Annotated in this window: 21 protein-coding genes; 12 read left to right on the top strand and 9 right to left on the bottom strand. The window is 70.2% G+C overall.

Annotation, left to right across the window (positions count from 1 at the left end; translation table 11 throughout):
- The first annotated feature begins 161 nt into the window (after nucleotides 1-161).
- The 8 genes from BFN33_RS31140 to BFN33_RS31105 all read left to right on the top strand — a co-directional run bounded on the left by BFN33_RS31140 (nucleotide 162) and on the right by BFN33_RS31105 (nucleotide 9,363).
- Entirely contained in the window at nucleotides 162-1,382 is a 1,221-nt protein-coding gene (locus tag BFN33_RS31140) for a M20 family metallopeptidase (RefSeq protein ID WP_069763483.1), read from the top strand.
- A gap of 287 nt (nucleotides 1,383-1,669) precedes the next feature.
- Nucleotides 1,670-2,728 carry a BMP family protein gene (locus tag BFN33_RS31135; RefSeq protein WP_069763482.1) on the top strand — a complete coding sequence of 353 codons (1,059 nt, stop codon included), beginning with the start codon at nucleotides 1,670-1,672 and terminating at the stop codon, nucleotides 2,726-2,728.
- Between the two features lie 199 nt (nucleotides 2,729-2,927).
- The gene (locus tag BFN33_RS31130) at nucleotides 2,928-4,508 is read left to right on the top strand and encodes an ABC transporter ATP-binding protein (RefSeq protein WP_088245424.1); all 1,581 of its coding nucleotides are present in this window, start codon (nucleotides 2,928-2,930) and stop codon (nucleotides 4,506-4,508) included.
- The gene (locus tag BFN33_RS31125) at nucleotides 4,505-5,632 is read left to right on the top strand and encodes an ABC transporter permease (RefSeq protein WP_069763480.1); all 1,128 of its coding nucleotides are present in this window, start codon (nucleotides 4,505-4,507) and stop codon (nucleotides 5,630-5,632) included. Before BFN33_RS31130 ends, BFN33_RS31125 begins: the two co-directional genes overlap by 4 nt.
- Nucleotides 5,632-6,915 carry an ABC transporter permease gene (locus tag BFN33_RS31120; RefSeq protein ID WP_069763479.1) on the top strand — a complete coding sequence of 428 codons (1,284 nt, stop codon included), beginning with the start codon at nucleotides 5,632-5,634 and terminating at the stop codon, nucleotides 6,913-6,915. Before BFN33_RS31125 ends, BFN33_RS31120 begins: the two co-directional genes overlap by 1 nt.
- Nucleotides 6,912-7,313 (top strand): cytidine deaminase, encoded by a 402-nt coding sequence (locus BFN33_RS31115; RefSeq protein ID WP_079141092.1) that lies wholly within the window; start codon nucleotides 6,912-6,914, stop codon nucleotides 7,311-7,313. The genes BFN33_RS31120 and BFN33_RS31115 overlap by 4 nt, the downstream gene beginning before the upstream one ends.
- A 27-nt stretch (nucleotides 7,314-7,340) precedes the next feature.
- Nucleotides 7,341-8,618 carry a thymidine phosphorylase gene (locus tag BFN33_RS31110; RefSeq protein ID WP_176742507.1) on the top strand — a complete coding sequence of 426 codons (1,278 nt, stop codon included), beginning with the start codon at nucleotides 7,341-7,343 and terminating at the stop codon, nucleotides 8,616-8,618.
- Nucleotides 8,619-8,688: 70 nt separating this feature from the next.
- Complete coding sequence (locus tag BFN33_RS31105) at nucleotides 8,689-9,363, top strand: Uma2 family endonuclease (protein ID WP_069763477.1); 675 nt, start codon at nucleotides 8,689-8,691, stop codon at nucleotides 9,361-9,363.
- On the opposite strand, the gene BFN33_RS31100 is transcribed toward BFN33_RS31105, so the two are convergent.
- A complete protein-coding gene (locus BFN33_RS31100; protein ID WP_069763476.1) occupies nucleotides 9,267-10,190 on the bottom strand; it encodes an AEC family transporter in 924 nt (307 codons plus the stop codon). The genes BFN33_RS31105 and BFN33_RS31100 overlap by 97 nt on opposite strands.
- A 133-nt stretch (nucleotides 10,191-10,323) precedes the next feature.
- On the opposite strand from BFN33_RS31100, the gene BFN33_RS50350 reads away from it, so the two are divergent.
- Nucleotides 10,324-10,710, top strand: coding sequence for an STAS domain-containing protein (locus BFN33_RS50350; RefSeq protein WP_141758008.1), 387 nt, complete (start codon nucleotides 10,324-10,326; stop codon nucleotides 10,708-10,710).
- On the opposite strand, the gene BFN33_RS31095 is transcribed toward BFN33_RS50350, so the two are convergent.
- Both BFN33_RS31095 and BFN33_RS31090 read right to left on the bottom strand, forming a co-directional pair.
- Nucleotides 10,594-11,607, bottom strand: a complete 1,014-nt coding sequence (locus BFN33_RS31095) for a sigma-70 family RNA polymerase sigma factor (RefSeq protein WP_069763475.1) — start codon at nucleotides 11,605-11,607, stop codon at nucleotides 10,594-10,596. The genes BFN33_RS50350 and BFN33_RS31095 overlap by 117 nt on opposite strands.
- A gap of 412 nt (nucleotides 11,608-12,019) precedes the next feature.
- A complete protein-coding gene (locus BFN33_RS31090; protein ID WP_069763474.1) occupies nucleotides 12,020-13,303 on the bottom strand; it encodes an MFS transporter in 1,284 nt (427 codons plus the stop codon).
- Nucleotides 13,304-13,366: 63 nt separating this feature from the next.
- Between BFN33_RS31090 and BFN33_RS31085 the strand changes: the two genes are divergently transcribed.
- Nucleotides 13,367-14,317 carry a LysR family transcriptional regulator gene (locus tag BFN33_RS31085; protein WP_069763473.1) on the top strand — a complete coding sequence of 317 codons (951 nt, stop codon included), beginning with the start codon at nucleotides 13,367-13,369 and terminating at the stop codon, nucleotides 14,315-14,317.
- 1 nt (nucleotide 14,318) lies between these two features.
- On the opposite strand, the gene BFN33_RS31080 is transcribed toward BFN33_RS31085, so the two are convergent.
- Nucleotides 14,319-15,074, bottom strand: coding sequence for a dienelactone hydrolase (locus BFN33_RS31080; protein WP_069763472.1), 756 nt, complete (start codon nucleotides 15,072-15,074; stop codon nucleotides 14,319-14,321).
- Between the two features lie 113 nt (nucleotides 15,075-15,187).
- Here BFN33_RS31080 and BFN33_RS31075 point away from each other — a divergent pair, with 113 nt between their 5' ends.
- Nucleotides 15,188-16,351, top strand: a complete 1,164-nt coding sequence (locus BFN33_RS31075; RefSeq protein WP_069763471.1) for an adenosine deaminase — start codon at nucleotides 15,188-15,190, stop codon at nucleotides 16,349-16,351.
- 138 nt (nucleotides 16,352-16,489) lie between these two features.
- The gene (locus tag BFN33_RS31070) at nucleotides 16,490-16,846 is read left to right on the top strand and encodes an ATP-binding protein (RefSeq protein ID WP_069763470.1); all 357 of its coding nucleotides are present in this window, start codon (nucleotides 16,490-16,492) and stop codon (nucleotides 16,844-16,846) included.
- A gap of 83 nt (nucleotides 16,847-16,929) precedes the next feature.
- Here BFN33_RS31070 and BFN33_RS31065 read toward each other — a convergent pair whose 3' ends face one another.
- The 5 genes from BFN33_RS31065 to afsQ1 form a co-directional block, all read right to left on the bottom strand.
- On the bottom strand, nucleotides 16,930-17,130 hold the full coding sequence (locus BFN33_RS31065) for a PspC domain-containing protein (RefSeq protein WP_069763469.1): 201 nt from the start codon (nucleotides 17,128-17,130) through the stop codon (nucleotides 16,930-16,932).
- A 91-nt stretch (nucleotides 17,131-17,221) separates the two neighbouring features.
- Nucleotides 17,222-17,773: a VanZ family protein gene (locus tag BFN33_RS31060; protein WP_069763468.1), complete on the bottom strand. Its 552-nt coding sequence runs from the start codon at nucleotides 17,771-17,773 to the stop codon at nucleotides 17,222-17,224.
- A 93-nt stretch (nucleotides 17,774-17,866) separates the two neighbouring features.
- Nucleotides 17,867-18,520: a hypothetical protein gene (locus BFN33_RS31055; protein WP_256122905.1), complete on the bottom strand. Its 654-nt coding sequence runs from the start codon at nucleotides 18,518-18,520 to the stop codon at nucleotides 17,867-17,869.
- The gene (locus tag BFN33_RS31050; RefSeq protein ID WP_069763467.1) at nucleotides 18,520-20,097 is read right to left on the bottom strand and encodes a HAMP domain-containing sensor histidine kinase; all 1,578 of its coding nucleotides are present in this window, start codon (nucleotides 20,095-20,097) and stop codon (nucleotides 18,520-18,522) included. Before BFN33_RS31050 ends, BFN33_RS31055 begins: the two co-directional genes overlap by 1 nt.
- On the bottom strand, nucleotides 20,094-20,771 hold the full coding sequence (gene afsQ1 / locus BFN33_RS31045) for a two-component system response regulator AfsQ1 (protein WP_037718821.1): 678 nt from the start codon (nucleotides 20,769-20,771) through the stop codon (nucleotides 20,094-20,096). The genes BFN33_RS31050 and afsQ1 overlap by 4 nt, the downstream gene beginning before the upstream one ends.
- Nucleotides 20,772-20,918: the final 147 nt, after the last annotated feature.

Below are 20,918 nucleotides of genomic sequence, written 5' to 3'. Positions count from 1 at the left end.
GGCCCAGCATGGTATGTGTGGGAAAAGAGGTTCCTACCCACCTCAAATCACGTCCATGCGTCGAGCGGCCAGATTTTCTTCCCTGCGACGGGTTGAAGTTTTGTTGATCGCGGGTCGGTTGGTCGCCCCGGCGTCCTACCCTTTAGAGGGTGAAGCAACTGATGTCACTGGAGTCCGAGGTCGATCTTCCCGGGGAAGCAATCCTTCCCGGCGTGCTGAGCGAGGAACTGCACGCCGAACTCGTACTGTTCCGACGCGACTTGCACATGCACCCGGAGCTCGGCAACCAGGAGTTCCGAACCACCGCGGCGATCAAGGAGCGGCTGGAGCGGGCCGGGCTGAAGCCCCGGGTGCTCGCCATGGGGACCGGTCTCGTCTGTGACATCGGGGACTGGGACGGGCAGAAGCCCATGCTCGCCCTGCGCGCCGACATCGACGGCCTGCCCATCCCGGACACGAAGACCGAGTGCTCGTACCGGTCGACCGTGCCCGATCGGGCGCATGCGTGCGGACATGACGTTCACACGACCGTGGTGCTCGGGGCCGGGCTCGTCCTCGCCGACCTGCTCAAGCGCGGGCTGCTGCCGCGGCCCGTACGGCTGCTCTTCCAGCCCGCCGAGGAAGTGCTCCCCGGCGGTGCCGCCGACGCCATCGAGTGCGGGGTGCTGGAGGGGGTCGGGAAGATCCTCGCCGTGCACTGCGACCCGCGGGTCGACGCCGGGATGATCGGGCTCAGGACCGGTGCCATCACCTCCGCCTGCGACCGGCTGGAGATCTCCCTCGACGGGCCCGGTGGGCACACCGCCCGGCCGCACCTCACCACCGACCTCGTCACCGCCGCCGCCCGCGTCGTCACCGACGTGCCCGCCATCGTCGGGCGACGGGTGGACACGCGGGCCGGACTCGCCGTGACCTGGGGGCGGATCGAGTCGGGACACGCGCCCAACGTGATCCCGCAGCACGCCGAGCTCTCCGGGACCGTGCGCTGCCTGGACCTCGACACCTGGCGGCAGGCCCCGGACATCGTGGTCGCCGCGATCGACGAGGTCGCCAATCTGCACCGGGCCAAGTCCGAGATCAACTACGTGCGGGGGGTTCCGCCCGTCGTCAACGACGCGGACGTCACCGAGCTGATCCGCGAGGCCATGACCGCCCGGCGCGGGGCCGACTCGATCGAGAGCACCGAGCAGAGCCTGGGCGGCGAGGACTTCTCCTGGTATCTGGAGCACGTGCCGGGTGCCATGGCGCGTCTCGGCGTGCGCACGCCGGGGGAGCGGACCGTGCGCGATCTCCACCAGGGCGACTTCGACGCCGACGAGTCCGCCATCACCGTCGGTGTGGAGATGTTCACGGCGGCGGCCCTGCTGGATGCCGCACAGTGATCCGGGTGTGACGGACGGCCCCCACGTGGGCCGTCCGCCGACCGGCGCAACATGGTTGTAAGCCAATTGTGCGCACATCGAAATCCCGGTGTGCGACGGCGGAAGAGCCTGAGTTCAGACGCTGTTTGCCTCGAATCGATAACGGCTTCGGAAGAGGTCTGTTTCCGACATCTACGCGCGTTACGATGCCGCGAAGCCAACGCCGCAGGGGCGTACAGGCCCGGGCACTGGCATGGTGCTCACATGAAGCGCCGACAAGGCGCTCAGGTCAGGTGAAGGAGCCTCCCGTGCGCCGGGTAGCCAAGCTTTCCGCTGCGTGTATCGCCACCGCAGCTCTCGCAATGACTGCCACAGCCTGTGGCAGCACTTCCTCGGACAACGACAGCTCGTCGTCCGCCTCCGCCGGCAGCAGCAAGGGCGGTATCAAGATCGGTCTCGCCTACGACGTCGGCGGCCGTGGTGACCGCTCCTTCAACGACTCCGCCGCGCGCGGTGCCGACAAGGCCGCGAAGGCGTTCGGCGGTTCCCTCAAGGAGCTGACCGCCAAGAGCTCCGACACGGAGGCCGACCGCGAGCAGCGCCTGACCGACCTGGCGGACGCCGGCTACAACCCGATCGTCGCCGTCGGCTTCTCCTACGCCACCTCGGTCGACAAGGTCGCTCCCAAGTACCCGAAGGTCAACTTCGGCCTCATCGACTCGGTCGCGAAGGCCACGAACGTCGACAGCATCACCTTCACCGAGGAGCAGGGTTCCTACCTGGCCGGTGTCGCCGCGGCGCTGAAGACCAAGAAGGACCACGTCGGCTTCATCGGCGGCGTGGACACCCCGCTGATCAAGAAGTTCGAGGCGGGCTACGCCCAGGGCGTCAAGGACACCAACCCCAAGGTCAAGGTCGACGTCCAGTACCTGACCCATGGCTCGGACTTCTCCGGTTTCGCCGACCCCGCCAAGGGCAAGGAGGCCGCGTCCGGCATGCTCGACAACGGCGTCGACGTGATCTACGCCGCGGCCGGCTCCTCCGGCAACGGCTCGATCGAGGCCGTCTCCGGCGTCAAGGGCGCCTGGGCCATCGGCGTGGACTCGGACCAGTACAACATCCCGGGCCTGGCCAAGTACAAGAACTCGATCTTGACCTCGATGGTCAAGAACGTCGACGTCGGCGTCTACGACTTCATCAAGTCCGTCAACGACGGCAAGCCGCTGACCGGCAACCAGATCTACTCCCTCGCCAAGGGCGGTGTCAGCCTCTCCACCAGCGGTGGCTTCATCGACGACATCCAGCCCAAGCTGGACGAGGCGAAGAAGAAGATCGTCGACGGCACCATCAAGGTCAAGACCAGCTGACCTGACGGTTCCCGCCGGAACCCGGGCTCGACGAGGGGGCCTCGACAACCCCCTCGTCGAGCCATAACAATGTGTCAACTCTACGCGTGTAGCACGGAGTTGCCGCGCTAGCGTCGCCGACGCCTGCCCTCCCCTACGCAGCCCCTTTCCCTCAGGAGAGTGCGCCATCAACGCGTCCAGCCCTCCCGCTGCCGTCGAACTGCGCGGCATCACCAAGCGATTCCCAGGCGTCGTCGCCAACAAGGACATCGACATCACCGTCCGCACGGGCACCGTGCACGCTCTGTGCGGTGAGAACGGTGCCGGCAAGTCCACCCTGATGAAGATCCTCTACGGCATGCAGCAGCCGGACGAGGGCACCATCACGGTCAACGGCGAGACGGTCACCTTCCACACCCCCGCCGACGCCATCGCCCGCGGCATCGGCATGGTGCACCAGCACTTCATGCTCGCCGACAACCTCACCGTCCTGGAGAACGTCGTCCTGGGCGCGGAGAAGCTGTACGGCATCGGCGCCAAGGCCCGCGCGAAGATCAGGGAGATCTCCGACGCGTACAACCTGAACGTCCGCCCCGACGTCCTCCTGGAGGAGCTCGGCGTCGCCGACCGCCAGCGCGTGGAGATCCTCAAGGTCCTCTACCGCGGCGCCAAGACCCTGATCCTCGACGAGCCCACCGCCGTCCTCGTGCCCCAGGAGGTCGACGCCCTCTTCGACAACCTGCGCGAGCTCAAGGCCGAGGGCCTCACCGTCATCTTCATCTCCCACAAGCTCGGCGAGGTCCTGTCGGTGGCCGACGAGATCACCGTCATCCGGCGCGGCACCACCGTCGGCACGGTGAAGCCCGCCGACACCAACACCAAGCAGCTCGCCGAGCTGATGGTGGGCAGCGAACTGCCCACCCCGGAGACCGAGGAGTCCACGGTCACCGACGTCCCGCTGCTGAAGCTGGACGGCCTGCGCCTGGCCCAGACCGACCTCGACGGCGTCGAGCGGATCATCCTCGACGACATCTCCTTCACCATCCACAAGGGCGAGGTCCTCGGGATCGCCGGTGTGGAGGGCAACGGCCAGTCCGAGCTGGTCGAGGCCATCATGGGCATCCGCGACCCCGACTCCGGCACGGTCACCCTCGACGGCACCGACATCTCCCACGTGCCCACCCGCCACCGCCGAGAGTCCGGTGTCGGCTACATCCCCGAGGACCGGCACCGTCACGGTCTGCTCCTCGAGGCCCCGCTGTGGGAGAACCGCATCCTCGGCCATGTCAGCGAGAAGCCCAACTCCCGCGGCCAGCTCCTCGACATCAAGGCGGCCCGCACCGACACCGAGCGCATCATCCAGGCGTACGACGTCCGCACCCCCGGCATCGACGTCACCGCCGCCTCGCTGTCCGGCGGCAACCAGCAGAAGCTGATCGTCGGCCGCGAGATGAGCCACGCGCCCAAGCTGCTCATCGCCGCCCACCCCACCCGCGGTGTGGACGTCGGCGCGCAGGCCGCGATCTGGGACCACATCCGCGAGGCCCGCCGCGAGGGCCTGGCCGTGCTGCTGATCTCCGCGGACCTGGACGAGCTCATCGGCCTGTCCGACACCCTGCGGGTGATGTACCGCGGCCGACTGGTCGCCGACGCCGACCCCGCCACCATCACCCCCGAGGAGCTGGGCTCCGCCATGACCGGTGCGGCCACCGGCCACCTGGAGCACGCAGAAGGCTCCGCAGGGGACTCCGCAGCGGTCTCCGCCGAGGACGACGAGGACGACGAGGACGACTCCCGATGAACAAGCTGACCCAACGCATCGACAAGGAGCGGCTGCTCCTCGGCATCGCGGCGCCGCTGCTCGCGGTCGTCGCCGCACTCGTCGTCACCACCCTGGTGATCCTCGCCACCGGCAAGAACCCGGGCGCCGCCTTCAGCGACATGCTGACCTACGGCTCCGCCAGCGACAGCCAGGTCTACATCCTCAACAAGGCGACGACGTACTACCTCGCGGGTGTCGCGGTGGCCATCGGCTTCCGCATGAACCTGTTCAACATCGGCGTCGACGGCCAGTACCGCATCGCCGCGTTCTTCGCCGCCGTCCTCGGCGGCGCGCTGACCACGCCGGGCTGGATCTCCATCCCGCTGATCATCCTGTGCGCCATGGGCACCGGCGCCGTGTGGGCGGGCATCGCGGGCGTTCTGAAGGTGACCCGCGGCGTCAGCGAGGTCATCTCGACGATCATGCTCAACGCGATCGCCACCGCGATCATCGCCTATCTGCTCCAGCCCGGAAAGCTCGCCGAGCTCCAGGCCGGCGGCACGGTCGTCTCCACCAAGCCGCTGCCGTCGTCCTCGCACTTCTTCCAGATCGACACCGGCGCCGCGGGCGTGCTGTGGGGCTTCATCGTCATCGCCGTGCTCGTCGGCATCGCGTACTGGTTCGTGCTCGGCCGCACCCGCTTCGGCTTCGACCTGCGCACCGTCGGCCAGTCCGAGAGCGCCGCCGCCGCGAGCGGTGTCTCGGTGAAGAAGATGATCGCCACCAGCATGCTCATCTCGGGCGCGGTGGCCGGCCTGATCGGCATGCCGACCCTGCTCAACGACAGCCACCAGTTCAGCAACGACTTCCCCGTAGGCATCGGCTTCACCGGCATCGCCATCGCCCTGCTCGGCCGCAACAACCCGGTCGGCATCGCGCTGGGCGCGCTGCTGTGGGGCTTCCTCGAGCGCACCACCAACCACCTGGAGTTCGAGGGCTACGACAAGGAGATCCTCGGCGTGATCCAGGGCGTCATCGTCCTGTCCGTCGTCATCGCCTACGAAGTCGTACGCCGTTACGGACTCAGGCGCCAGCAGCAGCGGGTCGGCGCCGAGCTCGCCGCGCAGGCCGCAGCCCCGACCCAGAAGCAGGAGGTGGCGTGATGACTGCCACGATGACCGACACGCCGCCCCCCGCGGCACCCAAGGTGGACACCCCCACCCGGTCGGGCCGCTCGCTCGGCCAGATCCTCATGATCGTCGCCGGTGCGCTGCTGCTCGTCGCCGCGGTCCGCGTCATCTCCGGCTCCGACCAGCTCACCTCCGAGGGCCAGGTCTCCGCGGCGCTCAGCCTCGCCGTGCCGATCGGCCTCGCGGGCCTCGCCGGTCTGTGGTCCGAGCGGTCCGGCGTGGTCAACATCGGCCTCGAGGGCATGATGATCCTCGGCACCTTCGGTGCCGGCTGGATCGGCTGGCAGTCCAGCCCCTGGCTCGGCCTCCTGTGCGGCGTCGGCTTCGGTGTCGTGGGCGGTCTGCTGCACGCGGTCGCGACCGTCACCTTCGGCGTCGACCACATCGTCTCCGGTGTCGCGATCAACCTCCTCGCGCTCGGCACCACCCAGTACCTCGCCAAGCTCTTCTTCGTGGACGGCAAGGCGGCGGACGCGGGCGGCAACCCCAAGCAGTCCCCGCCGGTGGACTCGCTGCCCAGCTTCGACGTCCCGGGCGTCTCGAGCGGGCTGCACTCCATCGAGAACCACCACTGGTTCCTGATCTCCGACATCGCGGGCATCCTCGGCGGTCTGTTCACCGACCTGTCCATCGTGACGGTCCTGGCGGTCGCGCTGTTCGTCGGCAGCTGGTGGCTGCTGTGGCGCACCGCGTTCGGTCTGCGGCTGCGCTCCTGCGGCGAGAACCCGATCGCCGCCGAGTCCCTCGGCGTCAACGTCTACAAGTACAAGTACATGGCCGTGGCCGTCTCCGGCGGCCTCGCCGGCCTCGGTGGCGCCTTCCTGGCCCTGGTCACCTCGCACACCTACCTGGAGGGCCAGACCGGCGGACGCGGCTACATCGGCCTCGCGGCCATGATCTTCGGCAACTGGCGGCCGGGCGGACTCGCCATGGGCGCGGGCCTGTTCGGCTACTCCGACGCGCTCCAGCTGCGCAACGGCGGCGAGACCGTCCACGCGCTGCTGCTCCTGCTGTTCGTGCTGCTCCTGGCGATGGGCGGCTGGAAGCTGTACAAGAAGGCGCACTGGCAGGGCGGCATCAGCCTCATGGTGGCCGCGGGCGTCCTGGTCTGGTACCTGGTCACCGACGAGGTACCGAGCGACTTCGTGGGCGCCACCCCGTACGTCGTCACGCTGCTCGTGCTGTCGCTGTCCGCGCAGCGCCTGCGGATGCCCAAGGCGGACGGCATGCGCTACCGCAAGGGCCAGGGCAAGTGACCGCGCGGTCCGACGTCGACTGGGAGTCGCTGCGCGAGCGGGCCCGGGACGCCATGTCCCGGGCGTACGCCCCGTACTCCGGCTACCCGGTCGGCGTGGCCGCCCTGGTCGACGACGGCCGTACGGTCACCGGTTGCAACGTCGAGAACGCCTCCTACGGCCTCGGCCTGTGCGCCGAGTGCGGTCTGGTCTCGGAGCTGCAGAACACGGGCGGCGGCCGTCTCACCCACTTCACCTGCGTCGACGGCGGGGGCGAGATCCTCGTCCCCTGCGGCCGTTGCCGGCAGCTGCTGTACGAGTTCGGCGGCCCCGAACTGCTCATGGAGACCCCGGCGGGGATCCTGCCGCTGTCGGAGATGCTGCCGCAGGCCTTCGGGCCGGGGCATCTCACCAAGTAATTCCCGGAAGGAAAGCCCTGCATGGCCATGGACGCCATCTCCGTCATCCGCACCAAGCGGGACCGCGGTGAACTCAGCGACGAGCAGATCGACTGGGTCATCGATGCGTACACCCGCGGGGAGGTCGCCGACGAGCAGATGTCCGCACTCGCGATGGCGATCCTGCTCAACGGCATGAACCGTCGCGAGATCGCCCGCTGGACGGCCGCGATGATCGCCTCGGGCGAGCGCATGGAGTTCTCGTCCCTGTCCCGCCCGACGGCCGACAAGCACTCCACGGGCGGCGTCGGCGACAAGATCACCCTCCCGCTGGCGCCCCTGGTGGCCGCCTGCGGCGCGGCCGTCCCCCAGCTCTCGGGCCGCGGCCTCGGCCACACCGGCGGCACGCTCGACAAGCTGGAGTCGATCCCGGGCTGGCGGGCGCTGCTGTCGAACGAGGAGATGCTGAACGTCCTCGACACGACCGGCGCGGTGATCTGCGCGGCGGGCGACGGTCTCGCTCCGGCCGACAAGAAGCTATACGCCCTGCGTGACGTTACGGGAACGGTCGAGGCCATCCCGCTGATCGCCTCCTCGATCATGTCGAAGAAGATCGCGGAGGGAACGGGCTCGCTGGTCCTGGACGTGAAGGTCGGCACCGGCGCCTTCATGAAGACCATCGAGGACGCGCGCGAGCTGGCGTCCACGATGGTGGGCCTGGGCACGGACCACGGCGTGCGGACGGTCGCCCTCCTGACGGACATGAGCACGCCCCTCGGTCTGACGGCGGGCAACGCGCTGGAGGTCCGCGAGTCGATCGAGGTCCTGGCGGGCGGCGGCCCGTCGGACGTGGTGGAACTGACCCTCGCGCTGGCCCGCGAGATGCTCGACGCGGCGGGCGTCCGCGACGCCGACCCCGCGAAGGCCCTGGCCGACGGCTCGGCGATGGACGTGTGGCGACGGATGATCGCGGCGCAGGGCGGTGACCCGGACGCGGAGCTGCCGGTGGCCCGCGAGCAGCACGTGATCAAGGCGCCGGCCTCGGGCGTCCTGACCCGCCTCGACGCCTACGGCATCGGCGTCGCCGCTTGGCGCCTCGGCGCGGGGCGGGCCCGCAAGGAGGACCCGGTGCAGGCGGGCGCGGGCGTCGAACTGCACGCCAAGCCGGGCGACACGGTGACCGAGGGCCAGCCCCTGCTGACCCTCCACACCGACACCCCGGAACGCTTCGAGTACGCCCTCCAGTCGATAGAGGGTTCCTACGACATCGGGGCGGCCGGGACGGACTTCACGGCGTCGCCGGTGGTGCTGGAACGTATCGCCTGACCGGGGGTTCCTTTGAGTGAACGGGACCGGTGAATCTGCGCCGGTCCCGTTCGGCATGTTTGCTGTCCCCATGGATGAGCACGACGGCGACTACGTCATGGCAGACAACGAGTGGGACGAACTGGTCTGGGTCTGGCAGCGGACGGACGTCCCCAAGGGTTGCCGAGTGGAGATCCTGGCAGGGCTGATCACCGTGACGCCCTACTCGGCGGGGACTCACCACGGCATCGTGGAGCGAATGCAGCGGCGCCTGTATGAAGCGATCCCGGAGGGCTGGGGCGTCTACCAGAGGCTGGCCATGGCTGTGCCGTCCCGGCTCGGGCTGTTCGCCCCCGACCTCGCGGTCGTCCCCCGGGAGGCGCTACGCGCGGGCGACGGGCTGGTGTGCTTGGACACCGCCGAACTCGTCGTGGAGATCGCCTCGGAGACCACCGCACTCCACGACCGGACGACGAAGACCATCGGCTACGCCGACGCCGGTGTCCCGCTCTATCTTCTCGTCGACCGCCTGGCACCTGACGGACCTGCCGTCACGCTCTACGGAGAACCGAGAGACGGTGCCTACCGCGTCCTTGGGACCTACGGGTTCGGCGACCTGGTCACCCTGCCCGAGCCGTTCGCCGTCACCCTCGACACCGGATACTTCGCTCACCCCAACAACGCCGCCACGACCACCAGCACCGGCACCGACAACACCGTCGACACCAAAATCGAGTCGCGGGCCAGCCGCTCGCCCACGCCGTAGGTGGAGGCGTACGTGTAGAGGTTCTGCGCGGCCGGCAGGGCCGATGTCACCACCACGTCGAGGAGCTGGGCCCCGTGCAGGCCGAAGACCCCGGCCGCCAGTGCCCAGGCCACCGCGGGCTGCCCCACCGACTTCAGCGCGACCGACAGCAGGACGAGCTGCCGGTCCGGGCCCCGGCCGGGCATCGTGCTGCCGCACAGGGAGATGCCGAAGGCGAGGAGGACGGCCGGTACCGACATGCCGCCGATCAGGGTCAGGGGGTCCATGACGGGGGCCGGGACCTTCAGACCGGCCGCCGAGACCGCCACACCGGCCAGCGAGCCGACCGCGATCGGATTGCGGAGCGGGGTCAGGAGTCTCCGCCACAGCGGGCCCTTCTCCCCGTTGCCCGACGCCAGGTCCAGGACGGTCAGCGCGACCGGGGTCACCCCCACCAGCTGGAACAGCAGCACCGGCGCCACGAGCGACGCGTCACCGAGGACGTACACCGCGATCGGGATGCCGAGGTTGCCGGAGTTGACGTAGGACGAGCACAGCGCGCCGATCGTCGTACGGCCCAGCCCCCAGCCGCGTGCGACACCCACCGCCACGAAGACGCCCGCCGCCGCCGCCGTGCTGAGCGCGGTCACCAGCAACCGGCTGGAGAAGATCACCGACAGATCGGCCCGCGCCAGCGTCGTGAACAGCAGGGCGGGGGACGCCACATGGAAGGCCAGCTTGGTGAGGACCTCCCGGCCCTGGTCGCCGAGGTAGCCGCGCAAGCCGATGAGGTAGCCGACCCCGATGACCACCGCGATGACCGCGAAACCGGTCAGCACTCCCTGCACGGGGACTCCTCAAGGGTGAGGAGGGCGTGCCGTATCCAGGAAGGTGCTGATGGGTGGCGCATACAGGCAACCCTCGCGGGAAGACGGCCCGCTGGTCAACGTGATCCTGCCCGCGCGGACGGGGCGTCGGCCGATGAGTTACGCCCGCCCGCCCGGTCTACCGATCGTGGACGCCATGACACCCGCTGTACTCGTGCTGGCCGGCCCCGTCACCCGGGACGAGGTGACGGGGCTGAGCGACGAGGTCGGGGCGCTGCTGCGGGCGAGCCGTACCGACGTGGTGGTGTGCGATGTCGCCGGGCTCGGGCCGCCGGGGCTCGGCACGGTCGAGCTGCTCGCCCGGCTCCAGCTCGCGGCCCGGCGCGCCGGGGGCCGGATCAGGCTGCGCGACCCGGACCCCGGGCTACACGCCCTCCTCGACCTCGTCGGCCTCCGCTTCGAGGTGGAGGGGCAGTCCGAACAGGGGGAACCAGCGCTGGGTGTCGAGGAAGAAGTGGAACCCGGTGAGCCGGCCGTCTGAGATCTCCAGCACCTGTACCGCCCAGGGGATGTGACCGCCCTTCTCCGGGTCCGGCTTGTACTGCGCGAACCCCGGCAGGCCGTTGACCTGCACCGGCACCAGACGTGAGCCTTCGCAGGCCGAGCCCAGGGTCGTCATGAAGCCCGTGATGTCGTCGTGGCCCGTCAGCCAGAGGTCGAACGGCGGCATCGTCATGATGGCGTCCTCGTGGAGGAGAGCCGTCAGGGCGGTCATGTCGTAGCCCTCGAACGCCTTCACATAGCGGTCCAGGAGCTTCTGCTGCTCCTCGTCCAGCGGGTCGGACACGGCCGCGTCGGCGCCCCGCTCCTCCCGCTCGGCGAGGGTGGCGCGGGCCCGCTGGAGGGCGCTGTTGACCGAGGCGACGGAGGTGTCGAGCAGTTCGGCGACCTCGCTCGCCTTCCACGCCAGCACCTCGCGCAGGATCAGCACCGCGCGCTGCTTGGGCGGCAGTTGCTGCAGGGCGGCCATGAAGGCGAGCCGCACGGTCTCCTTGGCGACCGCCGCCTCGGCCGGGTCCTCGACCGTCGGCAGGATGCGGTTGTCCGGCATCGGCTCCAGCCAGGTGTGGTCGGGGCGGGGGGAGAGGACGGCCTGGGCAAGCGGCGTCGACTCGGTGAGGTCCATGGGGCGGGCGCGCTTGTTGCCCGCCGTCAGCATGTCCAGGCAGACGTTGGTCGCGATCCGGTACAACCAGGAGCGGAGGCTGGAACGGCCCTCGAACCTGTCGTAGCTCCGCCAGGCCCGCACCATCGTGTCCTGCACCGCGTCCTCGGCCTCGAAGGAGGAACCGAGCATGCGGTAGCAGTACCCCATCAGCTCCGTGCGGTGCTTCTCGAGCCTGACGTCGAGGTCTGTCGTAGCCGTAGCGTCCGTCATCGTCCACCCACCCCTGTGGCCGTGCTGTGCCGCGCCTTTGCGCCCACTACTCGGAAACTACCGCAGGGCTCTGACAATGGCGTGCCGAGTGAACGAACGTGCAGGTCAGAGCTTTCTCGCCCCCGCCGCCCCTACCCGTCCCGTCCCCAGGGGCTGCCGCCCCTTCGGCCCCGCTCCCAGGGGGCTCTGCCCCCTGGACCCCCGCTCCTCAAACGCCGGAGAGGCTGAATTCATCGCAGCCCGTCCGGCGTTTGAGGACGAGGCCCTTCGGGCCGATGGGGGTCTGGGGGCGCAGCCCCCGGTCGGGGTCTAAGGGGCAGCGCCCCTGGGGACGGGACGGGTAGGGGCGGCGGGGGCGAAAAAACATCCCCCTGACCGGCCGACCCCGGTCAGGGGAAGCAGAACCTGCCGCTCAGACCGTCGCGAGCCGCTGCTCGGCCCTCGCCGCACGCGTACCAAGAACGGTGATCGACACCACGCCGAGTACCGCCAGCAGCCCGACCCCGACCGTCCCGGTCCAGCCGCCCGCGTGGAAGGCGAGCGCGCCGACCGTGCTGCCCGCGCTGGAGCCGATGTAGTACGCGGACTGGTAGAGGGCCGAGGCCTGGGCGCGGCCGTGGGTGGCCGTCTTGCTGACCGCCGAGGACGCCACCGCGTGCCCGGCGAAGAAGCCGCCGGTGATCAGGACCAGGCCGAGCAGGACCAGCGCCAGGGAGCCGGCCAGGGAGAGGAGGAGGCCGGCGGCCGTCGTACCGCCCGCTGCGTACAGCGCGCCCCGGCGGCCCAGGCGGCCGACCAGCCGGCCCGCCGTCGACGCGGACACCGTGCCCACCAGGTAGACCAGGAAGATCGAGCCGACGATGCCCTGGGGGAGCGAGAAGGGCGCCTCGGTCAGCCGGTAGCCGATGACGGTGTACACGCCGCCGAAGACCGTCATGAACAGCGCGCCGATGGCGTACAGGCGGCGCAGCAGCGGGTCGCCCAGGTGTCCGTGGACCGTGCCGAGCAGCACCCGCGGCCGCAGCGAGCCCGCCACGAAGTGCTTCGGCGCCGGCAGCAGGAGGCGGAACGCCACCGCGCAGGCCACCGCGATCGCGCCGATGACCCCCACGGCCACCCGCCAGCCCCACTCCTGTGCGACCCAGCCGGTGATGACCCGGCCGCTCATCCCGCCGACGCTGTTGCCGGCGACGAACAGACCGATCGCCGTGACCAGTGCCTTCGGCTTGACCTCCTCGGCCAGATACGCCGTCGCCGAGGCGGGCAGCCCCGCCAGGGCCGCCCCCTGCACCGCCCGCAGCACGACCAGCGCGGGCAGCGAGGGCGCGAAGGGGACCAGGAGACCGACCGTCACCGCGATCGCCAGCGACGCCGTCATGACCGTACGGCGTCCGAAACGCTCGGAGAGGGCGCTCATCGGCAGCACGAACAGCGCCAGACCGCCGGTCGCCGCCGCCACCGTCCAGCTCGCCTCGCTCGCCGCCACCCCGAAGTCGTTTGAGATCAGCGGGAGAAGGGCCTGCGTGGAGTACAGCAGTGCGAAGGTCGCGACACCGGCGAGGAAGAGGGCGAAGCTCATCCGGCGGTAGCCGGGGCCACCCGGAGTCAGACGGGAATCGACGGCGGCAGAGGCGGAGGCGGCAGAGGCGGGAGATACGGCGCCCACGCGGGTGGGCGCCTCGGTACTGGCAGGCATGCCTCGAAGTTACGTACGACGCCGCTCATCCGTCCAATGCATGGATTCGCCATAATCGTTCCCATGGAGCATCAGCAGAGGTCACAGGCGCGTCTGTCACCATCCAGTGACACAGAAGACATGGTGATGTCGCTGGCCCCGCGGCTCGCCCACTTCGCCGGCGTGGCCCGCACCGAGCACGTCACCCGTGCCGCGCAGGAGATGGACGTACCGCAGTCGACGCTCTCGCGGGCCATGGTCCGCCTTGAGCAGGACCTCGGCGTCGATCTCTTCGCCCGCATCGGCCGGACGGTCTCCCTCACCCCCGCGGGCCGCACCTTCCTCGCCTCCGTCGAGCGCGCCCTCGCCGAGATCCGGCGCGCCGCGGACGAGGTCCGCGCGGACGCCGACCCGGCCACCGGCAAGGTCGCCTTCGGCTTCCTGCACACCATGGGCTCGGAAACGGTCCCCGGCCTCATCCGGGCCTTCCGCGCCGACCATCCCCGTGTCCGCTTCAGCCTGGTCCAGAACTACGGCGAGGCGATGATCGAACGCCTGCGGGCGGGGGAGCTGGACCTGTGCCTGACCTCCCCGGTCCCGGACGCCCCCGACCTCGTCGCCCGCCGCCTCGACGAACAGAAGCTACGGCTCGTGGTCCCCGCCGATCACCCCCTCGCGGCCCGCAGACGCGTGCGCCTCGCCGAGGCCGCCGAGGAACCCTTCGTCACCCTGGAACCCGGCTACGGCCTGCGCCGCATCACGGACGACCTCTGCCAGGAGGCCGGCTTCAAACCGAGGATCGCCTTCGAGGGGGAGGAGGCCGAGACGCTGAGAGGGCTCGTGGCGGCCGGACTGGGCGTGGCCCTTCTGCCCCCGCCGGCCTTCCCCCGCCCGGGAGTCGCGGAACTGACGGTCACGGCCCCGCGGGCGGCCCGTGAGATCGGCGTGGCCTGGCTCGACGGCCACCCGGACACACCCCCGGTGGCCGCCTTCAAGAAGTTCCTGCTGTCGAGAAGGGGAAACCTGCTGCCCTGACCTACCGTCTGCGCCCGAACCCGGAGGCGAGCGGCATCCGCAGCCCCAGCGGCGGAGGCGCGGCCAGCGCGTCCTGCACCGGCCGGGACAGCGCCCGCCCGAACAGTGCTCCCATGACGAAGTCCTCGGTCAGCGCCTGTACTTCGGCCCGGTACTGGTGCAGCCCGTGGCCGTCGGAGTGCACCTCGAAACGGCACACCTCCCGGTTCGCCTTCTTCGCCCGGGACGCGAGCCGGAACGACAACTCCGGGTCCGTCTGCTCGTCGTTCGTACCGTGCACGATCAGCACCCGCCGGCCCACGAGCTGCTTCACCGGTTCGGGGGTGGCCGCCACATCCTCCTCGGGCAGCCAAGGGGCAATCGCCACCACGGAGTTGACGGCCTCGTGCCCGGCCGCGCGCAGGGCGGCCCGTGCGCCCATGTCGACGCCGACCAGGGACACGGGGACGTCGCCGTATCGCCGTACGATCTCGTCGGCGGCCCAGGTCGCGTCGTGCGCGAGATGCGCCTCGCTGCCGTTCCAACCGCGATAGCGGTAGTGCACCAGGTGTGCCGCCAGCCCGTCGGCCTGTCCTGACCGGGCGAGCCGCCGTCCCAACGCCCTTACGGCGGAGGGCAGTCGCATCGAGGCGGGCCTGCGCAGAGAGCTTTCGTCGCCGCCCGGGAGGAGCAGCACCACCCCGCTCACCGCCGCCGGCTCCGGGCCGAGTGTCCTGCCCAGTCGGGCGCTGCGAACCGGCGTCGCTTGCTGTGCCATGACAGAACAGTGTCAGAAGCGCGGGTGTACGACACGGGGCGGGGCGGTCACCGTTACGTATCGGCGGATTCGTACAACGAGCCGTCTACGCGCGTAGGCGTTAGAGTGCCAGGATGACGAGCAAAACTGACCGGATGGGGAACCCCCCGAGCTCGGACCAGATCCGCCGGGCACCCAAGGTTCTGCTGCACGATCACCTCGACGGCGGGCTGCGTCCCGGCACGATCGTCGACCTCGCCCGGGACACCGGGTACACCCAACTCCCCGAGACCGACGCGGACCGGCTGGGCGTCTGGTTCCGTGAATCCGCCGACTCCGGTTCGCTGGAACGGTACTTGGAGACCTTCTCCCACACCGTGGGCGTCATGCAGACCCGTGAGGCGCTGGCGCGGGTGGCCGCCGAGTGCGCCGAGGACCTCGCCGAGGACGGCGTCGTCTACGCCGAGGTGCGGTACGCCCCCGAGCAGCACCTGGAGAAGGGCCTGACCCTCGAAGAGGTCGTCGAGGCCGTCAACGAGGGCTTCCGCGAAGGGGAGCGCAGGGCCAGGGCGAACGGCCACCGCATCCGCGTCGGCGCCCTGCTCACCGCGATGCGGCACGCGGCCCGTGCCCTGGAGATCGCTGAACTCGCCAACCGTTACCGCGACCTGGGCGTCGTCGGCTTCGACATCGCGGGCGCGGAGGCCGGTTACCCGCCCACCCGCCACCTCGACGCCTTCGAGTACCTGAAGCGCGAGAACAACCACTTCACCATCCACGCCGGTGAGGCCTTCGGGCTGCCGTCCATCTGGCAGGCCCTGCAGTGGTGCGGCGCCGACCGGCTCGGACACGGTGTGCGCATCATCGACGACATCCAGGTCCACGAGGACGGCACGGTCAAGCTCGGGCGGCTCGCCTCCTACGTCCGGGACAAGCGGATCCCGCTGGAGTTGTGCCCCAGCTCCAATCTGCAGACCGGGGCCGCCGCGTCGTACGCCGAGCACCCGATCGGGCTGCTGCGGCGGCTGCACTTCCGGGCGACCGTGAACACCGACAACCGGCTGATGTCCGGCACCGGCATGAGCCGGGAATTCGAGCATCTCGTCGACGCGTTCGGCTATACGCTCGACGATCTTCAGTGGTTCTCCGTCAATGCGATGAAATCAGCGTTCATTCCTTTCGATGAAAGACTCGCGATGATCAATGACGTCATCAAGCCCGGATATGCCGAGCTGAAGTCCGAATGGCTGTTCCAGCAGACTGCTTCCACCAGCGGTTCTGTGGCCGAGGAGAGCTGAGCGAGCACGTTCTTGAGTATGAAATGCGGGCGGGTGTTCACCATTCGTCCGCATTTCGATGTTTGCGGCGGGCGGGGCGGCATGTTTACGGTCGTGAACCGCTGACATTCCCGTAAAACCATTTCGAGGACGCATTTTATGAAGCAGTCTGCTGCCAAGACCCTCGGTGTCGCCGCCCTCGGTGCCGCCTTCGCCGCCACCGGCGCGGGTGCCGCGAACGCCGCTCCGGCGGTACCGGACGCCACTCAGGCGCTCGGCTCCGTCTCCAAGGGGCTCCCCACCGAGAACGTCACCAAGGCGCTGCCCGGTGGCGGTGAGGCGCTGGCGCAGGCCCAGCCGACGCTGGGCGCGGGCCTCGCGACCGCCCAGCCCGTCGTCGCGAAGATGCTCGTCGACGGTCCGGCCGCGCCCGTCGCCGGTCTCCTCGGCGGTCTGCCGGTCGCCCCGCTCCTGCTGGGCGGCGACTCCGGCCTGAACGGCCTGCCGCTCGGCTGAGGTCCGGCACTGCTCGCACGCGCCGGTGGGGCGCACCCCGAGATCACGGGGTGCGCCCCACCGGCGTACGTGCGTAGGAGGGCTTACCAGGCGGCCTGCGCCTTCTCCTCCGAGGGGAACAGGACCCACAGCGCGATGTAGAGCAGGAACTGCGGGCCCGGCAGCAGACAGGAGACCAGGAAGATCACGCGCATCGTGGTCGCGGAGGTGCCGAAGCGCCGTGCCAGCGCGGCACACACTCCGCCGATCATGCGGCCGTTGGTGGGGCGGGCGAGGCGGGACATTGCGGCTCCTTCGTGAGCGTCGGTGGTCGGGTCCGAGTGACCTCTCCAGCTGTCTTCAACGCTACGGAGACGAACGGCACAAAGCGTCGCTCTACGGTGCGATCCCGACCCTGGGAATCGTCGGGGTCCGACCCTGAGCCGGCTCCTCCTGGCGGACGGCGGTGCGCCGGCGGCGCTCGGTCCCGCGGCGGAGCCAGTGCCGTGCCGCCGGCACGACCGCGACATGCGCGAGGGCCACCCCGGCGGTGTTCAGGAGCAGCGAGTCGATGTCCACGACCTGGCCGGGAACGCCGGTCTGGAGGAGCGCGATACCCAGGGAGATCAGGGCGCCCGCGGCGGACGTACGGATCAGGGAGCCGAGCGGAGAGGCCCACAGCCTGCCGTGCGCCATCGGCAGCAGGAAGCCGAGCGGGGCCAGCAGGGCCAGTCCCTCACCGATACGGCGGGCCGCCTCGTGCCAGCCGAGAGCGAGGTCGGCGCGGATACCGGCCAGCGGGTGCAGGTTGGCCGGGACGACCCAGGGCACGTCCAGCGGACGCAGCGTGAACCAGGCGACGAACGCGAGGTGTGCGACCAGGAGGGCACCTCCTGCCACACGGACGCGAAGGGCGGCACTGCCGCCGACGAAGCCTTGACGCTGCACGCCCCCCTAGACGCCCCGCTCGCCACGAACGGTTCCGGAACACCCCGAGGTACCTGGGTGAGGTCTGCGCCACACGTGGTGGTCGCACCGGCGTCAGCCGCCCGTCACCTCGCTCGACGCGGGCTGCCGGCTGCCCGGTTGGGAGCGGACCTCGTCCGTGCAGTCGTAGCGGCGCAGCGGGGTGGTCGTGGGTCCGCCGAGGATGACGGAGCCGTCTCCCTCGGCCGCGGCCGAGTCGGAGAACGTGCACACCAGCTGGGCGAGCGCGTAGGCGGAGAGCTCGGCGGGCGGGGTGCTCAGCCGGAGCGTGTCCTCGGGGTCCTTGGCACGCGGTCCGCTGACGGTCATGCCGCCGCGCACATACGTCTGGTACCCGGCCTCCCGCTCGGCCGCCGACGGTGTCTCGGCGAGCTGGTCGAGGAGCCGCTGCGCGACCAGCACCCGTCGCGCGGAGTCCGCCGTGCCGTCCGGGACCCTCAGGCTCCGGTCCACGGCCACCAGCGACGACCCGCACAGCAGGAACACCTGCACGGCCAGCCCCCGCGAGGCCTGCGTCGCCGTGTCCGGCTCGGACAGCGAACACCGCACCCGCGAGGGCGCGGGACCGAAGTCGGTGGGCACCTCGGTGGAGCGGATCCCGCACCCGGCGACCAGCAGCCCGAGCAACGGCAGCGCCAGCAGCCGGCGTACGTTCAGCCCGGCGCGCGCTGGTACGGCCCGTCCCCGGTGTCGCCTCTCGAAGCTCATCAGGCGTTCCCCTTCTTCGACGCGCCGTCGCCCTTCTTGGCCTCCAGGAGTTCCTCGGCCAGCTCCGAGGCGTCCCGGGGGAGCCGCAGCGTGAAGACGGCACCCCCGTCGGGAGAGTTCGCCGCGGTGATCTCGCCGCCGTGGATATGGGCGTTCTCCCGGGCGATGGAGAGGCCGAGGCCACTGCCCTCGGAACGGGGACGGGAGGCGCTGGCCTTGTAGAAGCGGTCGAAGACGTGCGGGAGGACGTCCTCGGGGATGCCGGGGCCGTGGTCGCGGACCCCGATGACCACCTCGTCGGCCGCCGCGCGCACCGCCACCCGCACCGGGGAGCCGCCGTGCTTGAGGGCGTTGCCGATCAGGTTGGCCAGGATCACGTCGAGGCGGCGCGGGTCGAGGCGGGCGTGGATGCCGCGCTCGGCGTCCAGCTCCACCGCGTCCAGCCACGCGCGCGCGTCGATGCACGCGGTGATCTGGTCGGCCACGTCGACGTCGTCGAGGACCAGCCGGGCCGTACCCGCGTCGAAGCGGGTGACCTCCATGAGGTTCTCGACCAGGTCGTTGAGCCGGCGCGTCTCGCTGACCACCAGCCGCACGGCCGGCTCGATCATCGGGTCCACCGAGCCGGTCCCCGCCTCCAGCTCCTCCTCCAGGATCTCCGTGACGGCGGTGATCGCGGTGAGCGGCGTACGGAGCTCATGGCTCATGTCCGCCACGAAGCGCCGTGAGGCGTCGTCGCGGGCGGCCATGTCGTCGACCCGCTTCTCCAGCGCCGCGGCCGCGTGGTTGAACGTCCTGGAGAGATCGGCGAGTTCGTCGGTGCCCGACACGCTGAGCCGGGTGTCCAGCTTGCCCTCGCCGAGCCGGCGCGCGGCGACCCCGAGCCGGTGCACCGGCTTCAGTACGGTCGTCGAGGCGGCCTGCGCGAGCAGCGCGGAGCCGATCAGGGCCAGCCCGGTGGCGATACCCAGCGACCAGGCGAGGGAGTTGAGGTCCTTGGCCTCCGGCTCGAGGGACTTGAGCATGTAGCCGGTCGGGCCGCCGCCGATCACCCTCGTCCCGGCGACCAGATAGGGCGTGTCGTGGTCGACGGTCCGCTGCCAGTACAGGTGGTAGGCGTACTTGTTGGCGGAGTCGACCTTCTGCTTCTCGTTCACCGCCTCGCGTAGCGACACGGGCACGTCCTGGAGTGTGAAGCCGTCCAGGGCGCCCGAGTTGCCGTACACCGTCCTGCCGTCGGCGTCGTCGGCGACGAGCAGCACGCTGAAGCGCTGGCTGCTGCCCGCCATCTGCCCCGCAGCCTGCTGGAGCTCGTCCTGCGTGGGGTCCTCGGGCAGGGCGCCCGCGCGGTTCTGCATCTCCTGCTGGAAGTCCCGCAGCACCGCGTCCTGGGCGCGGGTGAGCACCGCCTCGCGGTTGAGCCAGTAGGCGATCCCGGACGCGGACACGGCGGCGGTCAGCGCCACCAGGCCGAAGACGACCACGAGCCGCAGCCGCAGACTGGTGAAACGCAGCCGCGACCACACACCCTTGCGAGCCGCGAACCAGCCGCGGAACCCCCCTTGCGCTTCGGTCACTGAGGCGTGTCCAGCCGGTATCCCACGCCCCGCACGGTACGGATCAGCGTCGGGGACGACGGCACGTCCTCGACCTTGGCGCGCAGCCGCTGCACACACGCGTCCACCAGGCGCGAGTCACCCAGGTAGTCGTGCTCCCAGACCAGCCGCAGCAACTGCTGCCGCGACAGGGCCTGGCCGGGCCGCCGGCTCAGCTCCAGGAGCAGCCTGAGCTCGGTGGGCGTGAGCTGGAGGTCCTCGCCGTTCTTCGTCACGGTCATGGCCGCGCGGTCGATGACCAGGGAGCCGAAGCTCGCCGCGTCGGTCGACTCGCGTTCCCCGCGTCGCAGCACGGCCCGGATCCGGGCGTCCAGCACCCGCCCCTGGATCGGCTTGACGACATAGTCGTCGGCGCCGGACTCCAGTCCGACGACGATGTCGATGTCGTCGTTGCGCGCGGTCAGCAGAATGATCGGCAGCTGGTCGGTGCGCCGGATGCGCCGGCACACCTCGAACCCGTCGATGCCGGGCAGCATCACATCCAGCACGATCAGGTCCGGCCGCTGCTCACGCAGCAGCTTCAGGCCGTCCTCGCCGGTGGCAGCGGTGGCAACCCGGTGGCCCTGGCGCGTGAGGCTCAGCTCCAGGGCCGTACGGATGGCGTCGTCGTCCTCGATCAGCAACAGGGAAGGCACGGGCTCATTCTGGCCCATGGAGGGCCTGCGGTTCGACCTGTGGGGACAGGCAGTCCTTACGGCACCCGTCCGTGGGTCCGCTGTGCAATTCCTGAGACGGGCCCCTGTGACAGGTCTGTGACAGTCGGCGGACACGGCCATGAAGGT

Source organism: Streptomyces sp. LUP47B (genome assembly GCF_001746295.1).
GTDB lineage: Bacteria > Actinomycetota > Actinomycetes > Streptomycetales > Streptomycetaceae > Streptomyces.
This window is presented reverse-complemented; position numbering and strand designations above follow the sequence as displayed.

What these genes read in the sequence shown, in the direction of transcription:
- BFN33_RS31140 (WP_069763483.1), top strand. Translation starts at nt 162, where the DNA reads ATGTCACTGGAGTCCGAGGTCGATCTTCCCGGGGAAGCAATCCTTCCC.
- BFN33_RS31125 (WP_069763480.1), top strand. Translation starts at nt 4,505, where the DNA reads ATGAACAAGCTGACCCAACGCATCGACAAGGAGCGGCTGCTCCTCGGC.
- BFN33_RS31120 (WP_069763479.1), top strand. Translation starts at nt 5,632, where the DNA reads ATGACTGCCACGATGACCGACACGCCGCCCCCCGCGGCACCCAAGGTG.
- BFN33_RS31110 (WP_176742507.1), top strand. Translation starts at nt 7,341, where the DNA reads ATGGACGCCATCTCCGTCATCCGCACCAAGCGGGACCGCGGTGAACTC.
- BFN33_RS31105 (WP_069763477.1), top strand. Translation starts at nt 8,689, where the DNA reads ATGGATGAGCACGACGGCGACTACGTCATGGCAGACAACGAGTGGGAC.
- BFN33_RS50350 (WP_141758008.1), top strand. Translation starts at nt 10,324, where the DNA reads ATGAGTTACGCCCGCCCGCCCGGTCTACCGATCGTGGACGCCATGACA.
- BFN33_RS31095 (WP_069763475.1), bottom strand. Translation starts at nt 11,607, where the DNA reads ATGACGGACGCTACGGCTACGACAGACCTCGACGTCAGGCTCGAGAAG.
- BFN33_RS31090 (WP_069763474.1), bottom strand. Translation starts at nt 13,303, where the DNA reads ATGCCTGCCAGTACCGAGGCGCCCACCCGCGTGGGCGCCGTATCTCCC.
- BFN33_RS31085 (WP_069763473.1), top strand. Translation starts at nt 13,367, where the DNA reads ATGGAGCATCAGCAGAGGTCACAGGCGCGTCTGTCACCATCCAGTGAC.
- BFN33_RS31080 (WP_069763472.1), bottom strand. Translation starts at nt 15,074, where the DNA reads ATGGCACAGCAAGCGACGCCGGTTCGCAGCGCCCGACTGGGCAGGACA.
- BFN33_RS31075 (WP_069763471.1), top strand. Translation starts at nt 15,188, where the DNA reads ATGACGAGCAAAACTGACCGGATGGGGAACCCCCCGAGCTCGGACCAG.
- BFN33_RS31070 (WP_069763470.1), top strand. Translation starts at nt 16,490, where the DNA reads ATGAAGCAGTCTGCTGCCAAGACCCTCGGTGTCGCCGCCCTCGGTGCC.
- BFN33_RS31065 (WP_069763469.1), bottom strand. Translation starts at nt 17,130, where the DNA reads ATGTCCCGCCTCGCCCGCCCCACCAACGGCCGCATGATCGGCGGAGTG.
- BFN33_RS31055 (WP_256122905.1), bottom strand. Translation starts at nt 18,520, where the DNA reads ATGAGCTTCGAGAGGCGACACCGGGGACGGGCCGTACCAGCGCGCGCC.